Here is a 19,150-nt window from a genome sequence, read left to right on the forward strand (position 1 = left end):
ACAGTGGCCCGGGTTGTTTGCAGCAATTCGGGCTTGTTTTTATAAGCAGCGTAAGTTTATTGCATTATCCTCCCTCCCTTTTCGTTGGTGTTTGATATAAATAGGTGTTTTCCGTTTTGCGTATAAGCCAGGCCCGATAAGGCTGTAAGATTATCCATCGCCTGCTCCAGCGGCAGGTTCATTAGCCTGGTGGTAAGGCGTACGCTGCTTAGTTCCGGCTCTGTAAAATCAATCTTCACGCCGTACTGGCGTTCCATCGCGGCAGCAATGTCCTTTAATGAAGTGTTATAAAAAATAAGGTTGTTGCTCATCCAGGCGCTTACGTCGGCGGCCCTTGTTTTGTTGAAAGCAAACAGCCCCGTTTGGGTGTTGATGTTGATCTGCTCATCAGGTGTTAAATATTTCACCAACTGGCTTTTGCCGTTCACATTGGCCAATACCCCTACTTTGCCGGTATTTACTGTTATAATAACTCTACCGTCGGCACCATAGGCCTTTACGTTAAAGGATGTGCCCAGCACAACCGTGCTGATCTCCCCGCTTTTTACTACGAAGGGTTTATCCGCCCCGTGCACCACATCAAAAAACGCCTCGCCATTCAGGCTTAGTTCGCGTTTATCGCCGCCAAAGTTTCTTGCATATTTAAGTGTGCTTCCACCGGCTAAGTATGCAACCGAGCCATCGGGCAAAGTAAGTTTGCTGCGTTTACCATTAGGGTTGCTCACCACAGCAAAAGCATCGGCGGTAGTTTTATAAAAAATATTTTTGTAGCCAAACCAGCCAGCCGCGCATACCACTAAAACGCTGGCAGCATAAGCCAGCCACTTTCTTTTTATCGGGCGAACTACCGCGGGTGTTTGCGACTGCGTGATATGCGTATTTATTTTAGCCCAGGTTTCCCCTGCGTTATCGGGCCGTTTAAGGCTCGCCTTTGCAGCCTCCAGTATGTGGATGGTATCGCTAAACTGCGTGAGGTTATCGGGGTGTTCCTCAATCCAATCCTGCAAGGCAGTTAAGCCTTCATCGCTGATGGTTTTCTCGAAATATGCTATAATTAACCGGTGGTGACGTTCTTCCATGATCTTCTTCTGATAACAAAGACAGATTATGGCGACCCGCTACGTAGCGAAGTTGGTTAACATTACATTAAGAAATAGTTAAGCGCCCGTAGTGAAATTGGTAGAACCCTTAAGCAATTCGCGGAGTTTTTTGATGGATTGATAAAGTGTGGTTTCTACCGTACGCACGGTGATGCCCAAAATGCCGGCAACTTCCTGCTTGCACATACCGTCTACCCTGCTCATAAGCAGCACCTGGCGCTGTGCGGGAGGCAGTGTGTTGATAAGGGAGAGCATTTTATTGTATGATTCGCGGGCGGACAGGATCTTGAAAGGGGTATTGGTATCCTGTAGCAATTGCTGGTGGATATCAGCATCCTCAATAGCGCATACAGGCTCCTTCTTTTTTTGAATATGATTGAGCGATAAGTTTTTGGCAGCCGTAAACAAATAGTTCTTCACGTTAAGCACCCGCGTTTCGCCGCGGTTATCCCAAACCTTCATAAACAGGTTGGCAATGATCTCCTCGGCAATGGCGCTGTCCTTAATGTAGACAGCGCAAAACTGGCAAAGCGACCTGTAGTAGCGGTTAAAAAGAGCCTCAAGTGCCTGCGGATCGTTTTGGCGCAACAGATCCATCAGTTCTTCATCAGTAAGGGATAGCTGCATACCAAATTTCGTTTTGGGCAAAACTAAGGATGCAATGTTAGCCTAATGTTAAATAAACTATTAAAACAAAAACGTTTATTATTAAAATTAAAATACTGTGACTGATCTATACATTTAGTCAAATCAAAAAGCCTGCGGATATAATATTGCATGTAGTGCTATCCGCTGTTTCTACATTTCATCATCCTGGCCGGGCTATGCTGCTCGTGGCTATCGCTGCATAAGATCTACCTGGCTTCGGCCAAATAGCAGCAGGTTAAACGCCTATTCCTCGCGAAACGTAAACCGGTTAATAAAATGATCTAACGAAAGCGGGCCGGAACCTATCACCACGAATAGCATTAACAGGGCCATTACCAGTGCCGACAACCATAATTCTGAATTGACAAAACTGGAGAGGATATTGATGAAAAAAATAGCTCCGAATACGATAGGTAGCTGCAACAACGCCGCCACCCTGGTATAAAGGCCTATAAATACCATTACACCACCCACAATATGTACATAAGTAACGTAGTTGATAAGAAAGGCAACCATATCTTCAGATTTGGAGAGGCTGCCTGACGACATAATAATGTCTCGCAAAAAAGCATATTTGGTGAAAAAAACGGCCCCTTTCATCATCAGGAATAGTCCAAGCAGCATTCTAACCAGGTCGAATAATTTAGGGTGATACCTGTTACCCCAGGTTTCAAATCTATGCAGCGCTTTCATGAGGGTTTATTTTGATGAGGTATTGGTAAAGTTAGGTATTTTATTTTTCCAATTACATCAAAACCAGGCATCCGGGGGTGTCCAATGCGTCTACTTTAAAATATTAGACGGATTGGACGGCCGCCGCTTACTCAACAACCGCTTTGGCGGTAAACATGCCGCTGTAATATTTTTTCCAGCCAATGCCCAGCAACACATTCGGTACAAACAAAAACACGCCCATCAGCCATCCCGAAGGCACCAGAATGGTGTGAAACAGCAGCACATTTAAACTGATAGGGAAAAGCACCACGGCAGAAAATGGTGCATAGCGGTTAAACATCAGCGATAAGCCACCTACTATCTGTATCACCTTCATCATGGGGTAAAAGTACCCGATGCCTTTTAACCCGGCAATAAAAGCGCCCGTTACCCCAGGGTGAATGGGCTGCACAGGAATAAAACGAAAGAAGTAATCGAGTCCGAACACGAGGTATAAAAAGCCAAGGAGTATACGGGATATTAAAACGGTAATTTTCACGGGGGCGTGGGTTAATTGACTGCATTCAAAAATTGGTAATTAGAAGCACATTTTCAAATACAAAGCCGGTTTTAAAAAAGATTGTGCATACCGGCTAATTCGCCCGCCGAGTTGACTCACCCCGAATACGCTTCGCTGTTCGACCCTCTCTGCTTCGCAAAGAGGGTGAGGAGAATAAAGGTATTCTAAGCCCTCTTTCCGCTTGCGGAGAGAGGGCCGACGCACGATAGTGCCGTCGGGGTGAGTTAAATAGCCACGCGAAAAAACTGGATTGTAAGCATATGAAGGCTAAAGCAATTCTCCGCTTAACATTATTTGCATAAAATTGATCAAATAGTATTACAGGGCCGTTTCGCCATCGGCTAATTTTACCGTGGCCGAAAAACATCCAAATCCGGCCACTCCTAAATTGCTATGAAAATTAAATTTACTCTAATTGCCGCGGGTTTGCTGTGCTTTACCGGCATCCATCAAGTAAAAGCGCAATCCACCGCCAAAAAACCGGGCATGGTGCTCAACAGCCTGGAATACCTGGAATATGGCAGCGTAAACGTAATGCTGGCGCACGATTTTTACCCCGAAGGGCACCAGGGGGGTGTGGGCATTATCCAGAACGGGCAGCGCACCGCCACCAACGGCGATCTGCGGCTGGAGCCCACGCCGGGGCAATGGTCGCCCATACCTAAGGTGGGTAAGCGCGTGGTGAACAAAGCTACGCACGAGATAAGCGTACGCATGGAGTACCCCAACCCCGAGATAAACCGCAAAGGTTTTAACCCCATCATTTATCCCGATCTGAATTTTGCCTACAACATCCGCGTGTTGCCGGTTGGCAATGCCTTTAAGATCATTATCGACCTGGATAAACCTCTGCCCGATGCCTGGATAGGTAAAGTGGGTTTTAATATAGAATTGTACCCCGGCATTTTATTCGGCAAATCGTTTTACGCCGATGAGCAGTTTGGCGTTTTTCCGCAGCAATCAAACAGCCAGATGCTGAAAGATAAAGAGGGCGTTTACGAGACCGAGGCTATCGCCAGCGGCAAGAAAATAACAATCGCCCCCGAGTCTGATGCGCAGCGCATGGTAATAGAAAACCTGAAGAGCGATAAGCTGCAACTACTGGATGGCCGCAGCAAACACAACAATGGCTGGTTTGTAGTACGCTCGCTAATTGCCAAAGGGGCAACAAAGGGTGCTATTGAATGGCTGGTTACGCCAAATGCCATAAAAGGCTGGTTATCGCCGCCGGTGGTGCAGGTATCGCAGGTGGGTTACCACCCCGATCAGCAAAAAATTGCGGTGATAGAACTGGATAAGAACGACAAGCAAAAACAGCAGGTTTCTTTACTCCGCGTAAAAGAGAACGGTGGCCTGGAAGCCACCATTACACAAGTCCCTGCCGAATGGGGTAACTTTTTGCGTTACCATTACCTGCGTTTCGATTTTTCGACGGTTAAAAAACCGGGGATGTACGTGGTTAAATATGGCAAGTATCAAAGCAGTCCGTTCCAGATAGGCAGCAAGGTTTTTACGAATGATGTTTGGCAGCCTACGCTGGAATATTTTTTACCGGCGCAGATGTGCCACATGCGCGTAAACGATAAATACCGGGTATGGCACGGCCTCTGCCACATGGATGATGCCCGTATGGCCCCTATCGACTCCAACCATTTCGATGGCTACATCCAGGGCCACTCTACCCTAACCAAGTTTAATCCCGGCGATAATGTACCTTTTCTTAACCGCGGTGCCTGGCACGATGCCGGTGATTTTGATATCCGTGTAGAATCGCAGGCTGAAACCGTTCACGGTTTAACCTTAGCTTATGAAGCTTTCCATGTAGATTATGATAACACCACAATCGATCAAGACAACCACACCGTAGAGATCCAGCAACCCGACGGCAAACCCGATATGCTGCAGCAGATAGAGCATGGCTTGCTTACCATTACCGGCGGCTACCAGGCCATGGGCAGGTTCTATCGCGGTATCATCGAGCCTACCATCCGCCAGTACGTTTTGCTGGGCGATGCCGCCAACCTTACCGATAATCTCCCGTACAAAACCAACGGCGTAAATACCGATCCTATTTTAAATAAACCCGCACCTGCAGATGATCGTTGGGTATTCACCGAAGAGAACACCGGCCGCAGTCTGCAAACCGCTGTTGCTTTAGCCGCCGCCAGCAGGGTAATGAAGGGTTACAACGATACCCTCGCCACGCAATGCCTGCAAATAGCTACCGAGGTTTGGAATAAAACCAACGATAAAAACATTGGCCGCTTTGTACCCCTTGCCGTGGAACTATTGCTTACCACCGGCGATAAAAAGTACGCCGACTTCCTGGTGAAAAATAAGGACCTGATCGCCCAACGTATCGACAATACCGGCTGGATGGTTGGCCGAACCCTAAAAGCGGTTAACGACCCGGCCTATACCGAGGCTATCACCGCAGCGGTTAAAAAAATGTATGCCAACATACAGCAGCAGGGCCTAAAAACCCCATATGGGGTGCCTTACGAACCCAACATCTGGGGAGCTGGCTGGGGCATCCAAAACTTTGGTTACAAACAATACTTCCTTTGCACAAATTTCCCGCAGATCTTCAGCGATGAATATATGCTCAATTCCATCAACTTTATTTTGGGCTGCCACCCGGGCTCGAACACCTCATCTTTCGTATCCGGCGTTGGGGCGAGATCGATGACTACGGCCTATGGCTTTAACCGTGCCGACCGCTCGTATATCCCCGGCGGCAGCGCATCGGGAACGGCCTTGATAAGGCCCGATTTCCCGGAACTGCTGGATTGGCCATACCTGTGGCAGCAAGGCGAATATGTATTGGGCGGGGGCACGTCTGATTACCTGTTTTTAGTTTTGGCGGCGGACCATTTGTTGAACAAGAAAAAACCGTAGCATGGCCTCTATCCTAAAAAAGTTTGGCATTGCAGCAGCTGTATTCCTAACCACGGGCAGCTACAGTTACGCGCAATCCCCGGTAACCAATACCCGCAAGCAGGTTTATGGCGAAATGAAAAGATCGATGGTGGATGAATTGCTGAAGCAATGGTACCCCGCCGCTATCGATACCACTTACGGCGGCTTTTTAAGCACATTCTCTTTTGATTTTAAGCCGCAGGGCGCGCAGGATAAAATGATCGTTACCCAGGCACGCCATGTTTGGAGCAACGCCCGGGCGGCGGAGTTATATCCATCCGTTAGCTATTACAGCAAGGGCGCGGCGCAGGGTTTTCAATTTTTAAAGAACGTTTTGTGGGATAAGCAATACGGCGGCTTTTATACGTATACCGACAGGCAGGGTAAGCCAAAAAACGGCGGCTTCGCTCCGAAGGAAGCCTATGGAAATTCTTTCGCCCTTTATGCTATAGCCGCCTATTATCACCAAAGCGGCGATACCAGCGCGCTCAACCTCGCTATAAAACAATTTAACTGGCTGGAGCAGCACGCCCACGACCCGGTGTACAAAGGTTATTACCAGCACATGGAGCTGGATGGTACGCCGATAAAGCGGACAGCTGCTACCCCATCACGTGCCGAAACAGGCTATAAGGACCAGAATACCTCCATCCACCTGCTGGAAGCTTTTACCGAACTGTACCGCGTTTGGCCGGATAAACTATTGAAGGAACGCCTCCAGGAAATGCTGTTTCTCATCCGCGATAAAATTGTTACGCCAAAAGGTAACCTCACCCTGTTCTTTCAGCCCGACTGGACACCGGTTAATAACCGCGACTCATCGGAAGCTTATATCCTGAGCCACCGGGGGCTGGACCATGTTTCCTTTGGGCACGATGTAGAAACCGCCTATTTAATGCTGGAAGCATCGCACCTGTTAGGGCTGAAAAATGATGTAACTACCCACACCGTGGCCAAGCGCATGGTAGACCACGCGCTGAAAAACGGCTGGGATAACACCACCGGCGGCTTTTACGATGAAGGCTATTACTTTAAGGACAAACCCGGCATCACCATTATTGCCGATACCAAAAACTGGTGGGCACAGGCCGAAGGCTTGAATACCCTGTTGATGTTTGATGATATGTACCCAACGGACAGCCTGCAATACGGCCAAAAGTTTTACAAGTTGTGGAACTATACGCAAACCTACCTGATAGATCACGAACATGGCGACTGGTACCAGGGCGGGATTGATAAACAGCCCAATTACAAAGCAGCCTTAAAAGGGCAGATCTGGAAAGGCACTTACCACGTTTTACGCGCCTTTATCAATTGCACCAACCGCCTGCAGCCCGATAAACAGGCACCAACCGCGCCACAAAAGATATCTTTTAAAGGTTTTGGCAACCGGAAACAGTTGAGCTGGCAGGCAGCTAAAGACAATACTGGACTTTATGGGTATAATATTTATTTAAACGGCCAACGCATAGCCTTTACCCCGCTAACGCATTGGCAACCCCTAACCGGGCAAGCCTGGCCTAAGGGGAAACTTTCGGTTAAATCGGTCGACCTTGAGGAGAATGAATCGATGCCGGCAACATTAAAAAAATAAGCACAACATCTTTGTTCGGGCTTGTTCGGGCTGTTCGCGCTACCTGCCGAACGCGAACAAGCCCGAATGGCAATTGCTAAGCCTCTCCTTTTACCAGCGCTTGCAATTTTGTATTGCGGAAATAGATGCCTGCCCAGGTTAATGCACCAAATAAAAAGGGGAATAAGTAAGGTTGCCCCGGCGTCCGCATCATAACAGCAACCGCGCCGCCAAGGTAGCCAGTAATTAATACGGCACCTAATACTGATGTACGCGGAATGGCGTAAAGGATAGTACACGCCAATAAAATAAAGCCAATAGTCGGGATGTGTTCTATCGGCCAGCCAAGCGCTACGCTGCCGTCTACCGAATGCTTTTCTTTAACGATTTTACCAATTGCATCAAAAAGGTAAAATGCTATAATTAGTCCGCTGATGATCCAACCGGCCCATAGGGCTGATTTTGAGATTGATTTAGTTTCGGTCATGGTTTAAATTTTTTGTTGAGTAAAATTACCATCATAAAACCGCATCGCAAAGGTGTGAATACGACATAATAAGGGTGTATAAATGCGCCCCAAATGCCCATTTAAAACAAGGGGGACATATCGCCATAGTAAAGCGCCAATAGCGCCCGGGCTAACAGCCATGCTTGTAAGCGCCATAAAATGCTTCCATTTTATGGCGCTTTGTTTTTACTGAAATTAAATAGCCGCAAATAGCATGGCTTTTGTGTACCTTGTGAAAATCCGGTCTTTTTAAGTATAGCAGCTCAAAATCACTTACCATAATTGCATCTTTCCGTTCGGACGGGGATTAGCACGCACTAAAACGACAACAGTTGGCCCTAATTATGGATAAAAGAGACCTATCGGATGAATTGATCTTTGCTAATCGCGAATTGGTTATTCAAAACCAGGAAAAAGCAAAACTGGCTGCAGAGCTGATCCTCGCCAACATCGAACTCGACCTTCAAAACGAGGAAAAAATAAAACGGGCAAATGAACTGGCCATCGCCAATAAAGAGCTCGATTTTCAAAATTCCGAAAAACTGAAACGTGCAAAAGAACTCATCTCCGCAAATAAAAAACTCGATCTTTTATACGAGGAAAAAGAAAAGCGGGCAGCGGAGCTCATCATCGCCAATATAGAACTGGTTTTTCAAAATGAAGAGAAAGAGAAACGCGCTGCCGAACTGGCCATTGCTTACGCCCAACTCAGTTTTCAAAACCGTGAGAAAGAAAAACGGGCCGCCGAGTTGCTCTTAGCGAATACCGAACTGATATTCCAAAACCAGGAGAAAGAGAAACGGGCAGCTGAATTGATCATTGCAAATGCCGAGCTGGTTTTTCAAAACCAGGAGAAGGAAAAGAGGGCGGCCGAACTGATCATTGCTAATGCCGAGCTGATCTTTCAAAACCAGGAAAAAGAAAACAGGGCTGCTGAATTAGCTATTGCCAATACCGAATTGATCTTTCAGAATGAAGAAAAGGAGAAGCGGGCGCAGGAACTGATCATTGCCGATACCGAACTATTGATACAGGCAAGGGAAAAAGTGAGACGGGCAGAAGCGGAAGCAAAAAAGGACGAATTTTTCAACATAGTAAGCCACGAGTTTAAAACACCCTTAACCAGTATAAAAGCCATTAACCAGCTGCTGGAGAAAACAGTCAACAAAACCGATAAAAGCTACGCCTTTATATTAAACGCCAGCCACAGCATAAAACGGCTGGAAAGGTTAATAGAAGATCTGCTTGATGTTACCAAGATAAACGCCGGGCAAATTGACCTTAACATCACCGAGTTCAATTTCGCGGATGCGCTGGTCAACAGCATTTTTAATGTGCAGCAAACATCAAATCAACACCAGATACTGCTGGAAAATGACATTGATATCCGCTACATGGGCGACCAGTTCCGGATAGAGCAGGTGATGGTTAACCTGCTGAATAATGCCATTAAATATTCGCCAAACTCATCATTGGTACTTGTAAAAGCAGAGGTGGAAGCCGGCCGCATAATAGTGATAGTGCAGGATTTTGGAATAGGCATTGCAAAAGAAGATATCAACCAGTTATTTAAACGTTTTTACCGGGTAAGTAAAACTGCCATGCATTACCAGGGTGTTGGCCTTGGGCTTTATATCGCATCAGAAATTATTAAAAAGCACAATGGCAGTTTTACCATAGAAAGCGAACCGGGCAAAGGCAGTAGTTTCCATTTTTACCTGCCTTTAGAACCGCAGGAGGTTAATCAATCAGCCATTAGTTAATTCATTCGGGCTTATCTCCAATTAAACCGGAAACTTGCACTACATCCATGCCGAATACTTGCATGCGCTTTCTTCCGCCCCTGTTTTTATCTCGACCTTCAGGAACACCCGGTAAGTTTACTATTTTTTTCGCATAGCGTCTCTTGTGTCCAGGTAGGCTTTTACCATATAATGCTGGCCATCCGGCCAAAGTGTTTCGCCTTTGGTAAGCCACGATACCGCAAAAGCCTCAACCGCTATCGTTTCAAACACATACACGATCGGAAAAGCCCCTAAATCAATTTTCTTATAAAAAATGAAATAAACGCCCAAAACCGCCAGGCTTGCTACCATTATCCAACCACATATTTTATATACCCTGTTTCTTTTTGCCTTTTGAGTAAGCTTACCGTTCTTTTTTGTGGAAGTGGCGCTTGTTTTTGGAAAATACACTAATGACATAATTGCCAGGCAACCCAAAAAAGTAGCTGCAAAAATAAAATGGGTGTTTTCGCCCGCCATTGGGCCAATTACGCCACCGCTGTTTGTATGTACACTTAGGGTACAAGGCAAACAAACTTGTTTTGTGGGCACAAAGGCCACGCCAATACCTGCTACCCCAGCTAACAACGTTAAGCCCCTTTCTATCCAGGTATAACCCTTATAGGTAAACAAAAAAACACCTATTATACAAAGTGTTACTACCAAAATATCGCCCCGGTCGGTATAAAAATAATCGCTGATGGAGGGCTCAAAATTATGGTACGCGGATGGCCTTGACGGATAAATGGCCACTAATACCGGTAACAACAAGCCGCTGAAACCTATCAGGTTACGCAAGGTGAGGTAAGAGAATACCAGGTTATTGTCTGCCTCTTTCGCCCTGTCGGGCTGATTGCCGTTTTGTGCTGTTGTAGTTGCCATTGTTTAAAGGTTTTGGTTTATTATATAAATATACATTATAAACTTATTAATCAGCAAGTTGTAAATAAATTAAACTAATAACCAGGTAACCTGCATTTGCATCTTCAGCAAAAAAAAGTCAAAATACCCCTTGCGCAATCAAATGATTGCATTTATATTTGCAACCATATACTTGCATATGATCGTTAGAAGAGATGTTTTCCAGGCCATTGCCGACCCTACCCGCCGCCAGATTATCAGCCGCATTGCTGCTGAAGCCATGAATTTGAATGCCGTGGCCGAAACCTTTGCCATCAGCCGGCAGGCGGTATCAAACCATATCAAAATTTTAACCGAATGCGGTCTGGTTACCATTCGCCGACAGGGGCGCGAACGTTTTTGCGAGGCCAAACTCGATCAGCTCACAGAAGTGACCGATTGGGTAACCGAATCGAAAAAACTATGGGCCGGCCGCTTTACCGCGCTTGACAATTATTTAACCGAAATACAAGCAAAACCTACAACAGATGGAACAAAGTAAAAACACCGAAACTAAACCAAAAGAAGTTTGGATAAGCCACCTGTGCGATGCCCCGCGCGAAGTGGTATTTAAAGCATGGACAGAGCCGGAACAATTGAAACACTGGTACGCGCCCGATGATTGTACCATAGACATCCTATCGATGGATGTAACACCCGGCGGCACCTTCCAAACCTACATCCATAACCCAACTTATGGCGATTGCTGGTGCAAAGGAGAATACCTGGAGGTTGTTTACCCGGAAAAGTTGGTATTCTCCATCTACATCACCGACCCGGAAGGGAACCGCCTGGCCGACTCGGGCAAGGATGAGAAATGGCCGGGTACCATCATCACCACGGTAACTTTTAAAGCCATTGGCGATAAATGCAGTTTCACACTGCACCAAACCGTACCCGAAGAGCTGGCTAAACAAACAGGTGCTTACCAAAGCTGGCTGCAGATGTTTAACAATTTAGATAGCTTAATATCCTGAGGTATGAAGACAACATCAATTAGAGTGCGGGTGCTTTGCCTGCTGAGCATTGTCCTTTTTGCTTGTGCATGTGGGGATACCACCAACAATAAAATTTCAACACCAAACACTACAGCCATGAAACCAGACAGCATCAGCGGATATAAAGAGGTAAACGGCATTAAGATGTATTACGAGATCCATGGCAAAGGGATGCCGCTTGTATTGATCCATGGCGGCGGCTCTACCATCCGCACCACCTTTGGGCGCTCGCTGCTGCTTTTTGCACAGCACAGGCAGGTAATTGCTGTAGAATTGCAAGGCAACGGCCACACCAGCGACCGTAACGCGCCCTACTCTTTTGAACAGGACGCCGCCGATGTTGCCGAACTGCTCAAACAGCTGGGCATTAAACAGGCCGATTTTATGGGCTTTAGCAATGGCGGGCACACCACGCTTCAAATAGCCATGAGCTACCCGCAGCTTACGCGCAAAATAGTAGTGGCCTCGGCGTTTACCAAGCGCGAAGGTGCCAACCCCTGGTTTTGGGATTTTATGAGCAAGGCTACATTTAAGGATATGCCGCAACAGTACAAAGATGAGTTCCGTTCTATCAACCCATCTCCACAGGCGCTGCAAAACATGCACGATAAATCACTTTACCGCATGCAGCATTTTAAAGGCTGGCCCGATGATGCTATTCGTTCTATAAAGGTCCCGGCCCTTATTATCACCGGCGATGCCGATGTTGCCCCGCCCGAACATGCTGTAGAAATAACGCACCTAATAGCCGGTTCCAAACTCGCCGTCTTTCCCGGCGGCCATGGTGAGTATCTAGGCGAACTGGTAAACGGCAAAAAAGGCAGCAAAGTGCCTGAATTAATCGTGGCGCTGGTGGAAGAATTTTTGGAAGAATAGTTTCATAAAGGCATTTATTTTGTATGAATAAATAAATGTAAATTTGCTTAAGCCATAATAATTGAAATGATGAATACTCTAAAATATCCATTAAGTAACGCACAGATGGAGCTGATGAAATTGCTTGGCACCAACTTATCTGACAATGACCTTAAAGAACTGAAAACTGTACTCGCCCGCTTCTTTGCAGAAAGAGCTATGGATAAGGCTGATAAAATATGGGATAAAAAAGGCCTGACTGATGATGATATGGATAAATGGCTAAATGAGGGAAATTAACGATTTAATCGTTGTCATCGACACTAATATTTTATTAGTTTCCGTATCGCGTCGTTCAAAATACAACTGGGTTTACCAGGCTTTGTTACAAGGCAGATTTCAACTTGCAGTTACGCAGGATATATTGTTAGAATATGAGGAAAAAATTGGCATCCATTGGAATGAGCAAGCGGCCTTAGATGTCAGCCGGTCGCTCACAGAGCTCCCAAATGTTTTATTCACCAACATTCACTATCAATTAAATTTAATTACAGCCGACGACGACGATAACAAATTTGTTGATTGCGCATTCGCTGCAAATGCTGATTACATTATTACTCACGATCATCACTTTAACATCCTCAAAACCGTTGCATTTCCTCGCATCCCAATATTGGATATACATCAGTTCAAACAAGTTTTGGAGATCGACGACTGAAACCTCAATAACAGTAATATTTCATCTCTAATTATTTCACTTGCGGCACGTACTGGTAAACCACCTCGTACGGAACGTTTTTCAACTTCGCAGAGATCTGCCCAATGCGCAGGTCTCCCCGCTGCGGGGTGGGCTCGCAAACGGAGTAGGTGTTGCCCTTATAAACAATGGGGCTGCCTACCGGCTTGCTAAATTGCACAGCCATGGTAATATGGGTTGGGTATAGCAGTGCTATCATCGGCAGGTTGTAAATTTCCTTTACGAGATAGAAGAATAAAGCGGCGCGATCATCACAATCGCTGTACTTGGCAAACAGTGTTTCCTCCGGCGAGAGGCGCTTTTCTTTACCGTAGTTATCTTCATCATCCTCGTATAAAAAAGCATAACGGGTAAAGTGCATCAGGTAATCAACCCCCTTTTTTTGGTTCATACCCTTTAAATTTTGTTTCAACAGGGGGATAAGCGAACTATACGTTTCCTTACTCAGCGGGATATTAAAGTAAGTTTCAAAGTCTACGCCCGGGTAATTCATAAAAATGGTTTCCACATCAGGGTTCAGTTTGATGTTGAAATAGTAAACCTTGTGGCGATAGGTAAATTGCAGTTCTTTCTCCTGATAATCGGCTGCCTTAAAATTTGGCATCCGGGTAACTTTGTAGGAGAATGCTTTTTTTGCCTCGGGGATGTTTAACATTACCGGCACAGGCGGATACTGGTTGATATCGGCGCGGACATAATCGTGGTAGTTGAGGCACATATATTTTTCACCATCTACTTTAAACGAAGGGATATCTGATATATCCTCATCATTCAGCACATAAAATATTACCTTATTATCGCCGGTGAGCGCCAGCCGGGCATCGTAACCGCTTTTTGCCAGCAGGAACCATTTATATAAAGTATACCGCCCGTAGTTATCTGTTTTGGGGCTTATTTGCTGCGCCGTTTTGCGGATGAGCTGGTAATACAGCCAGTCGTTTAACTGGTATCGGTTTTTGTAAGCAGTTAACGAATCTATAACCGGCTGGTAATTGCCGGCGTTAAGTTGCCTGTAAAAATCTTTTACTGATGCCTGGGATAATTGCGCGGGCACATCCAGTATCAGCGCCCTGTCTATCTGGCTGTTGAAGGTACCGTTGTAAAATTCAAAACATATCCGCTGGTCATCTGCCCGTGCGTTTAAGCAGCACAGGAAAAAAACCACCAGGCAGGTGAAATATGTTTTAACAAGACAGTACAATTTAGATTTATAATTGGTAGTTTAAATTTACAAATAATTAACTTAATAATAACAAAGAATTAACACTTAAATTATTCTAACGCTTAAAAACACCAAATCTGTGCCGTAATCCAACTTAATAGTATTGATACTTTCAGTTAACATCAGTTAGCTACTTTTGCAGGATAATCTCCCGAAACTATGCCCGCCATTTCCAAAGCAGATTTTTCTAAGGCAGCCGGCATAAATGGCCTCCCCCTGCTCTCTTCGTTTTTAATGAACGCCCTAAAAATTGATGCTTTTAACAGCATGATGGAAAACGCCAGGGCGTTAAAAGGTGTGGCGTTTGCCGATCACCTGCTTAAAATATTAGGGGTTACTATCGTAGTTGATGATGAGGCGCTTAGCCATATACCTGCCGATGGCGCTTTTATTACGGTTGCTAATCATCCGTACGGCGCTATCGAATCGTTGGCCTTGCTGAGCATACTGGTGAAAAAACGCCCCGAAACCCTGTTCATGGGTAATTTTTTGCTGAAGAAGGTCCCAAACCTTGCCGATCATATCATCGCTGTAAACCCATTCGAAAACATCAAAGATGCATCCAGTATCAGCGGGTTGAAAACCACCCTTAAAGTATTAAAAGAGGGTGTGCCGGTGGCCATTTTTCCGGCCGGGGAGGTTTCATCCTATTGCCTTAAGAGCAAGAAAATAACCGATAAAGAATGGCACCCGGTGGTAGGCAAGATCATCGCGAAAGCAAACCAGCCTATCCTTCCGGTATATTTCCACGGCAACAACGGCCTGTTGTTTAGCCTGGCCAGGTTCATACATCCTTCATTACAAACCATTATGCTTTTTTCGCAGCTGTTTAACAAACGCGGGCATAAATTATACGTTAAAATAGGCCAGCCCATATTTCCGGGCGAGGTTGTAGAACACAACAATAACGGCACTACGCTAAGTTACCTGCGCGAAAAAACCTATGCGATGGGTAGCGGTTTAAAATAGGCGGCAAAAAGGCTTATGCCCCCAAGATGCGCCGTTATAATGGCTATTAATTTCTAAAGGAGATGGTAAACCGGGCGCCCTTATTCACTTCGCTGTCAATAGTAATACGGCCACCAAGACTGGTAATGTGGTTATAAATTAAATACAACCCGATGCCCTTACTGTCTATATTTTCATCGTTGTGGAATTTTTGACTAAAACCGAATAGCCTGTCTTGTACTTTTTCCATATCAAAGCCCCGCCCCTGATCGGTATAAACCAATTCGCTGACACCGTTGCGGTGGTGCGAGCGAATAATGATCATGGGGACGCTATCCGGTTGCGCGTATTTTACCGAATTGGTGATCAGGTTCAAAAAAACACTCTCCAGGTAAACTTTATTGAACTTCACGGTGGGCAGCTCAGAAAAATCAACGTCGATAACCGCCCTCGAATCCTTTAAAAAGGCGCGTAGTGATAATAATACTGCAGCAAGGCATTCATCCAGGTTCAATGTTTCTACCGTTGCGTTTAAAACATTATTCTGTTTTAATGCATCCATATAGCCGTTCAGGGTATCCTTTAAATTATTTGTCGCGGTTTTAAGCATCCCTATAAACTCCAGGGTCTCCCGGTCCTTAATTTTGCTAACGTTCAGCATACTAAATACCGATAGCAAATTACCCACCGGCGAGCGAAGATCGTGCGAGGTAGCGTACGTAAGCTGTTTCAGGTCGTTATTGTTACGGGTAAGGTTAGCTATCTCGGTATTACGCGCCTCTTCCTGCTTCTTTTTATGGGTGATATTTTTGGCGATGGCAAAAACCACTTGTTCGTTCTCTATGGGCATGGATGTCCATGATAACCAAACCACCTCCCCGGTTTTGGTTAGGTACCTGTTCTCGAAGTTGAGCAGCGGCACGTTTTTAGTAAGATTTTGCCGGCTGTTGGCGGTCAGTTGCTGGTCATCCGGGTGTACAAACGAATTAATGGGGCTGGCAAACAATTCCTCGTTGCTGTAACCCAATGTTTTAGCTACCGTTGGGTTTATCCGTTTAAAAAAGCCATCATAGCCGGCTATGCATAAAAGATCGGGCGAAAGCTCAAAGAAAAGCTCGAGGTTATAATTTTTGGACGCTTTACCGGCGGAATTAAAAACAGGAGCTGACATGAGTATAAGTTTACGTATTAACAGGGATGAAGCGCTGGATAAATAACATTTGTAAAACTAATAGTTATAATATCCGCTCACTATTACGGTAAATTTATCCTAACAGTTATAAATATTCATTTTAATATTTTTCGCGGGGCAGGAATTAGGGAGCGAGTTTTATTCATAATTCCTATATTTACTTACCTGTTAGGAAAAGGCATTTTTAACTTACGCTTTAGCAAAAGATTGCCTTTATTCTTCCACAATAATAGATTTTTCTTTTGTGCCCATGGCACACTAACCTACGCCGATACAAAATGGATAAAACGAATACATCCACCGAACTTATAATTGCCAATAAAGAACTGGCCCTTCAAAATGAAGAAAAAGAAAAGCGTGCCGCTGAACTGATCATTGCCAACAAAGAGCTTGCGTTTCAAAATAGCGAGAGAGAAAAACGTGCCGCCGAGCTGATCATCGCCAACCAAGAGCTTGCTTACCAGAATGAAGAAAAAGAGGCGCGGGCGGCAGAGCTGGTCATCGCCAACATGGAACTGGCTTACCAGCATGAAGAAAAAAGCAAGCGGGCCGAAGAACTCATCATTGCCAACCATGAGCTTATTTTTCAGAATAACGAGAAAGAAAAACGGGCGGCAGAACTCATAGTGGCCAATAAAGAGCTCGCTTATCAAAATGATGAAAAGGAAGCGCGGGCTGCGGAACTCATCATTGCCAATCACGAGCTTACTTATCAAAATGAAGAAAAAGAAAAACGTGCCGAGGAACTGATCATCGCAAACAAAGAACTTGCCTACCAAAACAAAGAAAAAGAAAAACGTGCCAACGAACTGGCATCTGCCTACCAGGAATTAAAAAAAGCCGAAGAATATTTAAAAGACTATGTCAAAAGCATGGAAGAAATGATGTTCATCACTTCGCATAAGGTGCGCCAGCCGGTAGCCAATATATTAGGCATCACCAGTATCATTGGTGGCTTTCTTAATTCGCCGTTTCAGTTAAAAAAGATGGTTATTTTTCTTAAAAGGTCTGCGCAATCCCTGGATAGCTATATCAGGGAACTCACCGTATTTATCGGCGAAACGGAGCAGAAAAGGAAGAGCGACTAATACCCTCTTAAGCTAATTGCAGGCGCTAACGCTTTCTTTAACTTTGTATCCGTCGTATGCCATCTTTAGTAAGTTAACCGCATATGCGGCATCCGCTTCGGTTTTGATATAAAAGCTTATCCAGCCTGTGTTTTTAAAAACATGATGATGTGTCACGCGATCATCGGCAGCCATTAGCTGCTTTTTCATTTCCCTGGTGAAAAGCATATCCAGCAAACCATTGCTGTGGATATGCCCAAGTTCGTGCTTTGCGCAATTAAACCGCATGCCGCCGTATTTGTGGATACCCGTACAGATATTATCCCAGCCGGAAACCTCGCGTTCTATGCTATCGATATAGCCGGACACGTCCGGATGAGTAAAGAGGGTTGCTATGCGCAGCCAGGCATCAAATACCAACGCGGCGCCAGGCACCGCTTTTAAAAAGCCAAAATATTGGGTTACAAACCTGAGCATCTACTTCACCTCGCTTATTTGTTTAATATGCTCCATCACTCTTAAATGCACATTGCGGGTAATGCTTTTTGCCCAAATATCGTAATACCATACCGGGAAAACGTAAAGCCGGTACCAGCTGTTGCCAATTACGGTTGTGGTATTATTGCCGTTATCCTGCAATAAAAATTGCCCGCGCAGGATATCAATATGCCCCATTATCTCCGGGTCGCGCGGTTGTTCGGTGATATCGAAAGTGAGATTCTTGTTCTCCTGGTACACCACTATCTTTTCATCAAAAACATAGCCGTTGCTAAAAATACATTTCCGTTTGGCACCAACGTAATAACCTTCGGTGGTAGATTCTACCGGGCTGGGCATACCCATCTTAAACAGCCAGTATTTATCGGGCGAGGTATTGCGCTTGTAGGCCACCACGTTTTTCCAAACCTTGCTTACCGGCGCGTTGATCACTATTTTATCGGCAACCATGTTCTCATAATGGTGTACCGAGGTAGAATCTATCACAAACACAACAAGCAGCGCCAAAACAACACTTACGTTCAGGGTGTCATTATTATGCCGGAACATGGCGCGGCCCGTAAAAGCCCCGGCTACAATAAAAGACCACACCAAAGGCGATACAATAACCAGGCAAATTATGCCTTCGGCAAAAAGAATTACTGTTAACATGATAGCTATAAAGCAGGTAAGAACGCACCTGGATACCAGGGTCATGCTATCTATTTTATCGTTGCGCCAAAACCAAGCGCTGATAAACCCGATCAAAAACGGGACGATGGTAAATTCCGAAAAAATAAGCACACCGTTGCCGCTCGGCCCCGACAGATATTTGGATAGCCAGATAATAGCAAAGCCCATGGCGTTGGAAAACAAATACCCGTTAACCTTTGGTGTAAATATTCTATTCATGTGTGATAAGGTTATAATTAAATTTTCAGTAATATTTGAAATATAGCGACAAAAAA

Annotated in this window: 20 protein-coding genes; 10 read left to right on the forward strand and 10 right to left on the reverse strand. The window is 45.3% G+C overall.

Annotated features, from left to right (window positions below; all coding sequences use genetic code 11):
- Positions 1-56: 56 nt before the first annotated feature.
- From IDJ77_RS16585 to IDJ77_RS16600, 4 genes are all read right to left on the reverse strand, one after another.
- Complete coding sequence (locus tag IDJ77_RS16585; protein ID WP_191190087.1) at positions 57-1,079, reverse strand: FecR family protein; 1,023 nt, start codon at positions 1,077-1,079, stop codon at positions 57-59.
- Between the two features lie 78 nt (positions 1,080-1,157).
- Positions 1,158-1,727 carry an RNA polymerase sigma factor gene (locus IDJ77_RS16590; protein WP_191190088.1) on the reverse strand — a complete coding sequence of 190 codons (570 nt, stop codon included), beginning with the start codon at positions 1,725-1,727 and terminating at the stop codon, positions 1,158-1,160.
- 264 nt (positions 1,728-1,991) lie between these two features.
- The gene (locus tag IDJ77_RS16595; protein WP_191190089.1) at positions 1,992-2,441 is read right to left on the reverse strand and encodes a DoxX family protein; all 450 of its coding nucleotides are present in this window, start codon (positions 2,439-2,441) and stop codon (positions 1,992-1,994) included.
- 127 nt (positions 2,442-2,568) lie between these two features.
- The gene (locus IDJ77_RS16600; RefSeq protein WP_191190090.1) at positions 2,569-2,961 is read right to left on the reverse strand and encodes a DoxX family membrane protein; all 393 of its coding nucleotides are present in this window, start codon (positions 2,959-2,961) and stop codon (positions 2,569-2,571) included.
- A gap of 414 nt (positions 2,962-3,375) precedes the next feature.
- Between IDJ77_RS16600 and IDJ77_RS16605 the strand changes: the two genes are divergently transcribed.
- Both IDJ77_RS16605 and IDJ77_RS16610 read left to right on the forward strand, forming a co-directional pair.
- Positions 3,376-5,880 carry a glycoside hydrolase family 9 protein gene (locus tag IDJ77_RS16605; RefSeq protein WP_191190091.1) on the forward strand — a complete coding sequence of 835 codons (2,505 nt, stop codon included), beginning with the start codon at positions 3,376-3,378 and terminating at the stop codon, positions 5,878-5,880.
- A gap of 1 nt (position 5,881) precedes the next feature.
- Positions 5,882-7,495 carry an AGE family epimerase/isomerase gene (locus tag IDJ77_RS16610; RefSeq protein ID WP_191190092.1) on the forward strand — a complete coding sequence of 538 codons (1,614 nt, stop codon included), beginning with the start codon at positions 5,882-5,884 and terminating at the stop codon, positions 7,493-7,495.
- Positions 7,496-7,571: 76 nt separating this feature from the next.
- Here the strand turns inward: IDJ77_RS16610 and IDJ77_RS16615 are convergent, their stop codons facing one another.
- Positions 7,572-7,961, reverse strand: coding sequence for a DoxX family protein (locus IDJ77_RS16615; protein WP_191190093.1), 390 nt, complete (start codon positions 7,959-7,961; stop codon positions 7,572-7,574).
- Positions 7,962-8,326: 365 nt separating this feature from the next.
- On the opposite strand from IDJ77_RS16615, the gene IDJ77_RS16620 reads away from it, so the two are divergent.
- On the forward strand, positions 8,327-9,745 hold the full coding sequence (locus IDJ77_RS16620) for an ATP-binding protein (RefSeq protein WP_191190094.1): 1,419 nt from the start codon (positions 8,327-8,329) through the stop codon (positions 9,743-9,745).
- Between the two features lie 120 nt (positions 9,746-9,865).
- Here IDJ77_RS16620 and IDJ77_RS16625 read toward each other — a convergent pair whose 3' ends face one another.
- Positions 9,866-10,648, reverse strand: coding sequence for a hypothetical protein (locus IDJ77_RS16625; protein WP_191190095.1), 783 nt, complete (start codon positions 10,646-10,648; stop codon positions 9,866-9,868).
- A 178-nt stretch (positions 10,649-10,826) separates the two neighbouring features.
- Between IDJ77_RS16625 and IDJ77_RS16630 the strand changes: the two genes are divergently transcribed.
- The 5 genes from IDJ77_RS16630 (at position 10,827) to IDJ77_RS16650 (ending at position 13,237) form a co-directional block, all read left to right on the forward strand.
- Positions 10,827-11,168 carry an ArsR/SmtB family transcription factor gene (locus IDJ77_RS16630; protein WP_191190096.1) on the forward strand — a complete coding sequence of 114 codons (342 nt, stop codon included), beginning with the start codon at positions 10,827-10,829 and terminating at the stop codon, positions 11,166-11,168.
- Positions 11,155-11,643: an SRPBCC family protein gene (locus IDJ77_RS16635; RefSeq protein ID WP_191190097.1), complete on the forward strand. Its 489-nt coding sequence runs from the start codon at positions 11,155-11,157 to the stop codon at positions 11,641-11,643. Before IDJ77_RS16630 ends, IDJ77_RS16635 begins: the two co-directional genes overlap by 14 nt.
- Before the next feature lie 3 nt (positions 11,644-11,646).
- Positions 11,647-12,540, forward strand: coding sequence for an alpha/beta fold hydrolase (locus tag IDJ77_RS16640; protein WP_191190098.1), 894 nt, complete (start codon positions 11,647-11,649; stop codon positions 12,538-12,540).
- A 66-nt stretch (positions 12,541-12,606) separates the two neighbouring features.
- Complete coding sequence (locus IDJ77_RS16645; RefSeq protein ID WP_224751130.1) at positions 12,607-12,819, forward strand: hypothetical protein; 213 nt, start codon at positions 12,607-12,609, stop codon at positions 12,817-12,819.
- Complete coding sequence (locus tag IDJ77_RS16650) at positions 12,806-13,237, forward strand: putative toxin-antitoxin system toxin component, PIN family (protein WP_191190099.1); 432 nt, start codon at positions 12,806-12,808, stop codon at positions 13,235-13,237. The genes IDJ77_RS16645 and IDJ77_RS16650 overlap by 14 nt, the downstream gene beginning before the upstream one ends.
- Positions 13,238-13,268: 31 nt before the next feature.
- On the opposite strand, the gene IDJ77_RS16655 is transcribed toward IDJ77_RS16650, so the two are convergent.
- Entirely contained in the window at positions 13,269-14,477 is a 1,209-nt protein-coding gene (locus IDJ77_RS16655; RefSeq protein ID WP_224751131.1) for a hypothetical protein, read from the reverse strand.
- Between the two features lie 180 nt (positions 14,478-14,657).
- Here IDJ77_RS16655 and IDJ77_RS16660 point away from each other — a divergent pair, with 180 nt between their 5' ends.
- Entirely contained in the window at positions 14,658-15,467 is an 810-nt protein-coding gene (locus IDJ77_RS16660; protein ID WP_191190100.1) for a lysophospholipid acyltransferase family protein, read from the forward strand.
- A 46-nt stretch (positions 15,468-15,513) separates the two neighbouring features.
- On the opposite strand, the gene IDJ77_RS16665 is transcribed toward IDJ77_RS16660, so the two are convergent.
- A complete protein-coding gene (locus IDJ77_RS16665; protein ID WP_191190101.1) occupies positions 15,514-16,617 on the reverse strand; it encodes a PAS domain-containing sensor histidine kinase in 1,104 nt (367 codons plus the stop codon).
- 299 nt (positions 16,618-16,916) lie between these two features.
- Between IDJ77_RS16665 and IDJ77_RS16670 the strand changes: the two genes are divergently transcribed.
- Positions 16,917-17,726, forward strand: a complete 810-nt coding sequence (locus tag IDJ77_RS16670) for a diguanylate cyclase (RefSeq protein WP_191190102.1) — start codon at positions 16,917-16,919, stop codon at positions 17,724-17,726.
- Between the two features lie 12 nt (positions 17,727-17,738).
- Here the strand turns inward: IDJ77_RS16670 and IDJ77_RS16675 are convergent, their stop codons facing one another.
- Entirely contained in the window at positions 17,739-18,182 is a 444-nt protein-coding gene (locus IDJ77_RS16675; RefSeq protein ID WP_191190103.1) for a luciferase domain-containing protein, read from the reverse strand.
- Positions 18,183-19,094, reverse strand: coding sequence for an SRPBCC family protein (locus tag IDJ77_RS16680; protein ID WP_191190104.1), 912 nt, complete (start codon positions 19,092-19,094; stop codon positions 18,183-18,185).
- Positions 19,095-19,150 lie beyond the last annotated feature (56 nt).

The sequence above is a fragment of the Mucilaginibacter pankratovii genome, assembly GCF_014773265.1.
GTDB classification, from domain to species: Bacteria; Bacteroidota; Bacteroidia; order Sphingobacteriales; family Sphingobacteriaceae; genus Mucilaginibacter; species Mucilaginibacter pankratovii.